We start from the raw sequence: 3,741 nt of genomic DNA on the forward strand, positions 1-3,741 counted from the left end.
GTATATCGTATACAAAGACAGTTAMCATAATCAGCAATCTAGGCACCAAAAAAAGCTTTTAAGTGTTATCTTAAAAGCCTTTTTTATATGAAATATCATCTAGTAAAGWACATATTTAAAATTTTTTTCAAAAATTGTTCGTAGGATTTAAACACAATGCTAAATTTTGAACTTTGCTTTTCTTTTGGATTCATCATATTCCTACTCCCTGTGTAGATATATCTATAATTATATCATCATTCTTTTACTAGATAAGAAACATTCAGGTAKGTATACGATATATAAATCCAGTTAACGTAATGTGATTTATAGGTAGTCAAAGGATACTTAAGGCATTGAACTTGTAACAAATTCAATTAGTAAAGCACCCATAACTAATACAATCGTTAATAAAGTGGAGCATAATACGATTTTTTTATTAACTATACTTTTCTTATCTTTTAAAGATAATTTTAAATGAATAAAATATATGATGATTCCCAAAACAATTGAAACAATCCAAGTAATTAATCCAATCTGTGTAACTAACTTTTCCCAATCAAAAATCCAGAAGTATAAAATCAATAACTGAACTAAAATTATTGGGATTGATAGTATCTTTAAAGTATTTTTCAATATAAAATGGCCCCCATAAATAACTTTAAATCGTGTAGTTTATATGTAAAAACAACAACATTAAATATCTTACCATAAAAAGGTTAATATGTACTTTTATTACATAGATAATGTATACAGAGCTAGTCACCATAATCACCGTTCTAGGTAGTAAAAACAAAAGATGGTGAAAGAAGTTTCTCTTTCACCATCTTTTATTTTGCTTTTAAATCAAATTCTTCTGTTTTACCGTCCCATTTGATAGTTACATGAAAGGGTTCGGAGCTATCTTGTTTTGCACATCCTTCACAAGCATCATTGATACTCAATTTGCCATCTACTGGTGTTGAAGTTTTATCGATACTGCCATAATCACCTTCAATTTTATATGTAACTTCTCCAATATTATCTTTATTAGATCCTTTATAAATAATGCTTCCCTCACCATTTTCCCTATCTTTATCTTGAGTTAAGAAATATTGTGATTTCCAATTATCACTTTCCCCTTCAAAGCGTAAACTTTTATCTTCTTCACTACAGCTAGCAAGAAGAAGCAATGTACAAGTAAATACCATGACTAAACTGAGCTGTCTAAATTTCAAATTTATATCCTCCTAAAAATATCTATTTTTATGTTAACACATCCAATTTCGATTTAGGAGAAAAATGTATATTATATTCAATGCTAGTTTACAAAAACACTCTTTCCGGAACACAACCCAAAAAAGAACCCTTGGCAGACAAGGAGTTCTCGAAAAGGCTTTTGTCTTCTTTATGCAGCTTTTTATACATCCTTGATTTATCAGCCTTTGTTGTAGGAGGAAAGACTGAAACAATGCATAAAAAGCGCACCTTTTATAGATATGCAGCATCAAGAAAAATATAAATAAATTGGAAAATTATGATATAATTTAATGGTTATGGCATTCATTCTTCAACGAGTGTGAATCCTAAAAAGCAACCTTACTCCTATGACAAAAATGAGGTTGCTTTTTATTTTGCTTACCTTTTGATTGAACAAATTATAACCTAATACTATATTTTAGATATGTACATGTATATTTCACTTTTATCAACTATTAAAAGCAACTTCACTCTCCCTTCTTTTATCACATCTATATTCATYTAGTAGAATAACGYTCTGCAAGCTTYTCTTTATGTGAGCTGAATATTTCTTCTAAAGAAATRTCATATTTRTTAGCAATAACAATCAAGTTACCTAACACATCTCCTAGTTCTTCCGTTAATTCTTTCTTATTTTCTTCCAAAGTTCCAGTTACTTCATCTGGTCGATCCCTYCCGATTTCTAAAGCCCTAATAGCTCKTGCTACTTCACCTGTTTCYTCSGCAAGAAAACCAATTCGAATAAAGATATCTAAATCTGACCARCCTCTCATTTTGTAGTAGTCCTTTACCCAYTGYTGAAATTCYGTTACGTTCATTAAATGGTTCCACCTTCCTTTTTTAACTTCAACTAAGTTTACCAAATCATCCATTATTATGTATAATCAATAACGGTGATTACATAGGAGGGGATMTTTATGAAAAGAATAGCTGTATTTTGTGGATCRAGTAATGGAGCATCTGAYCTTTATATTCAAGGTGCAAARGMYYTGGGMAAAGAGCTYGCTAAACGTAATATTTCGCTTGTGTATGGTGGRGCAAGTGTTGGAGTAATGGGTGCTGTRGCTRATGCTGTGTTAGAAGSTGGCGGACATGTCATTGGCGTCATGCCTACTTTCCTTGAAGAAAGGGAAATTTCYCATAAAAACCTGTCAGAGCTTATTGTTGTTGARTCYATGCAYGAGAGAAAAGCMAAGATGGCTGAACTTGTAGATGGATTCATTACRTTACCAGGTGGTCCAGGTACATTAGAGGAATTCTTTGAGATTTTCACATGGGCTCAGTTAGGGTTACATCAGAAGCCTTGCGGATTATTRAATATTAATGATTATTACACACCACTTATTTCTTTATTTAATCACATGACAGAAGARCAATTTCTACAGGAAAAATATCGTTCTATGGCTCTTGTAGATACAGAACCACAAGGTTTATTAGATCAATTCAATACATATCAACCTCCTTCAGTTAAAACATATATCACAAAAGCTCAAAGCTAACAAAAGAACAGGATTAGTYACTATCTAATCCTGTTCTTTTTTGTTTATTTGCAATGTACCTTAACATAATGTGAGTTTCTAGGAAGCCTTTTTTCTGAAGAATATGGTACTTAGTCTCTTTTTCATCTACTTATTTTATTGGGAGATCCCCAATGACCAATCAACTGCTGTTTGTGCATGTATTTCTGTGGTATCGAATATAGGTATCGAGATATCATTCTGATTAATTAGTAAGGAGATTTCAGTACAACCTAATATAGCTCCTTCTATTCCGTCATTGATTAAACTATTTATAATTTTTTGATAGGCACTTTTGGAACCTGAGTTAATCTTCCCTAAGCATAATTCTTTGTAAATAATATCATGTACAATTTGGCGCTCTTTTTCGCTGGGGATATTAACTTCAAGATTATGATTAGCCATAAGTCGCCCTTTATAAAAATCTTCTTCCATCGTAAACTTCGTTCCAAGCAACCCGACTCTATTAATCCCTTGGTCTTTTATTTTCTTAGCTGTGGCATCTGCAATATGTAAAATAGGAATACCAATGTGTTGCTGAATATCACTTGCCATTTTATGCATAGTGTTTGTACAGATAACTAAAAAGTCGGCTCCACCTTTATCGATATATTGAGCTCCTTTAATCATTAATTCTGTTGCTTCATCCCATCTATCACTATGTTGCAGTTTCTTTATTTCTTCAAAGTCTACAGAATACATCACACTTTTAGCAGAGTGATGCCCTCCTAACTTTCTATTTATTGTTTGATTGATAATTCTGTAATACTCGCTTGATGATTCCCAGCTCATTCCACCTAATAAGCCTATTGTTTTCAATTTACCTAACCCCCTTTGTAGAAAATATTACCACACATTAAGATTCTATCGGCGTGAACATTATATGTAATCTTAGTTACCATAATAAGTCTTACAAGAACCAGTAAAACCGGACTTATATGTTCTAAGCTCTTGAAAAAGCTCCTTTGTATATACTGTTGTGGATAAAACATTATTATGGTATAAA

Annotated in this window: 5 protein-coding genes; 1 reads left to right on the forward strand and 4 read right to left on the reverse strand. The window is 31.8% G+C overall.

Features of this window, described 5'->3' with window-relative positions; translation table 11 throughout:
* Positions 1-327: 327 nt before the first annotated feature.
* The 3 genes from AC1DRF_RS19325 to AC1DRF_RS19335 all read right to left on the reverse strand — a co-directional run bounded on the left by AC1DRF_RS19325 (position 328) and on the right by AC1DRF_RS19335 (position 2,036).
* The gene (locus AC1DRF_RS19325; protein WP_477741425.1) at positions 328-615 is read right to left on the reverse strand and encodes a hypothetical protein; all 288 of its coding nucleotides are present in this window, start codon (positions 613-615) and stop codon (positions 328-330) included.
* Positions 616-809: 194 nt separating this feature from the next.
* Positions 810-1,196: a hypothetical protein gene (locus AC1DRF_RS19330; RefSeq protein ID WP_477741426.1), complete on the reverse strand. Its 387-nt coding sequence runs from the start codon at positions 1,194-1,196 to the stop codon at positions 810-812.
* A gap of 519 nt (positions 1,197-1,715) precedes the next feature.
* On the reverse strand, positions 1,716-2,036 hold the full coding sequence (locus AC1DRF_RS19335) for a MazG nucleotide pyrophosphohydrolase domain-containing protein (protein WP_477741427.1): 321 nt from the start codon (positions 2,034-2,036) through the stop codon (positions 1,716-1,718).
* A 99-nt stretch (positions 2,037-2,135) separates the two neighbouring features.
* Here AC1DRF_RS19335 and AC1DRF_RS19340 point away from each other — a divergent pair, with 99 nt between their 5' ends.
* Complete coding sequence (locus AC1DRF_RS19340; RefSeq protein WP_477741428.1) at positions 2,136-2,717, forward strand: LOG family protein; 582 nt, start codon at positions 2,136-2,138, stop codon at positions 2,715-2,717.
* Between the two features lie 135 nt (positions 2,718-2,852).
* Here AC1DRF_RS19340 and AC1DRF_RS19345 read toward each other — a convergent pair whose 3' ends face one another.
* Positions 2,853-3,554, reverse strand: a complete 702-nt coding sequence (locus tag AC1DRF_RS19345; RefSeq protein ID WP_477741429.1) for an aspartate/glutamate racemase family protein — start codon at positions 3,552-3,554, stop codon at positions 2,853-2,855.
* Positions 3,555-3,741: the final 187 nt, after the last annotated feature.

This window comes from Priestia sp. P5_B4, assembly GCF_056400385.1.